This window comes from Polaromonas sp. CT11-55 (assembly GCF_047303325.1).
Taxonomy (GTDB): domain Bacteria; phylum Pseudomonadota; class Gammaproteobacteria; order Burkholderiales; family Burkholderiaceae_C; genus Polaromonas.
The window spans coordinates 1-1,729 of sequence record NZ_JBKBEX010000058.1; the positions used below are offsets into that span (position 1 = coordinate 1).

Annotated in this window: 2 protein-coding genes; both read left to right on the top strand. The window is 67.7% G+C overall.

The window, feature by feature from the left end; genetic code table 11:
• Positions 1–183: hypothetical protein (locus ACEN8I_RS24090; protein ID WP_413331185.1), on the top strand; the 183-nt coding region annotated here is incomplete at its 5' end.
• A 25-nt stretch (positions 184–208) separates the two neighbouring features.
• Positions 209–1,729: hypothetical protein (locus tag ACEN8I_RS24095; protein ID WP_413331186.1), on the top strand; the 1,521-nt coding region annotated here is incomplete at its 3' end.

Consider the following 1,729-nt stretch of genomic DNA (forward strand, 5'->3'; position numbering starts at 1 on the left):
GCGGCCTTCACCGGCTTTGTGTCGGCCGCCTGCCCGGGCACGCTGCCCACGGGCATCACCGGCTGCACGGTGACGACGCAGCCGGCGGTCAACGCGCAGGGGGCGCTGAAGTGGACCTTTACCGGTTCGCTGGCCTCGGGCGGCCAGCTGATCGTCACCTACCGCGTCAAGGTCGACCAGTAGGGGGTCGCACACCAAGGCCGCAGTGATGATGCACAACCCGTCATTCCCAGCGGTCCCGCCGCAGTGCCGGCGCTACGCGAAAATCCTGCGCCCCCTGGCGGCTGCCGTGCTGGGCGCCTGGGCAGGGATGGCGTCGGCCGCGGGAGGCTCTTATGCCACCACCGGCACTTTCGCGCAAAGCCTGTGGTGGCTCGATTTCACCGGCTATGACAACACGGTGGCAGGCACGGCCGGCGGCCAGGCCTTTACTTTCACCCTGCCCAATAGCGCCGGCACGCTGACCACGGCGGTCAAACGCAGCGGGACCACCACCATGACCGCCGTTGCCTCGCCCGCCTGGACGGGCGGTGGTGCTTTCGGGCACGGCGCCTATAACGGCATCACCGGCGCCCCGTCCATGTACTGGCTCAGCCAGACGGGGGTGGGCACAGCCACGCTGTCGACGCTGGTGATGAAGGATGCGTCGGGCAACAACCGTACCTTCTCGATGTTCGCGGCCGACGGCGAAAACACCGACCAGGCCGCCGAAAAAATTGTTTATACAAGCACGGCGAACTGGAGCCTGATCGAGAACGTGATCGGCTATACCAGCTATACCGGTGCGCCCGTCGTGTTGTCCGGCGTCGGGTCGACCGTCGTCAACCTGACGGCGCCCACCGCGAATTCCACCAGCTTTAACGGCTCCGTGGTGCTGGGCACGCAAAACCCGACCCAGGTGTCCGCGGCCCTCACGGGCTCGCAGGCCGCCCTGTTTGGCATCGCGCTGCCGCCGGTCACCTTCAACCTCAGCATCACGGGGCGCCAGTACGCGGCCGACCAGTTCACCGCCGCAGTGGGCTACACCACACCGGCGGCCGCGGTGACCAGCGTCACTTCCACCGGCACCAACACCACCGCCACCACCGGCGCGGCATCAATCATAGGCACCAACAACATCACGCTGAGCGCGGCCATGGCCGCGGGCAGCGCCTCTGTGCTGTCCGCCTACACCGGCAGCATGGCCTGCACCAACAGCGGGCCCGGCGCCTCCACCTATGGAGGCACGAATACCGTGCTGCCCAGCGGCGCCGGCACCAGCTTTACCCTGACGCCCCAGTTGGGCGACAGGATCACCTGCACGCTGACACTGACGCCCACGCCCAAGACCGTGGCGGGCACGGTGTACGCGGACCCCAACCACAACAGCAACCTGGACGCGGGCGAGGCCGGCATAGGCGGATCCACCGCCCTGTGGGTCAAGCTGGCGCCGTTTTCGGGCGGCACGTGCACCGGCCCTGCCACGGCGGCCGCGTCGGTCAACCTCACAACCGGCGCCTACAGCCTGGCCAATGTGGTCCAGGGCAGCTATTGCCTGATACTCGACGGCAACGCCACGCTGAGCGACATCACCGCGAGCTACCCGACCGGCTATGTGGGTTCACAAAATCCCAGCGGTGTGATCCAGCTGGTGGTGGGCGGCGCGCCGCCATCGCCGCAGAATTTCGGCCTGTACAGCGGCAGCACCTTGAGCGGCAATGTGTTCGCCGACAACGGCGCGGGCGGCGGC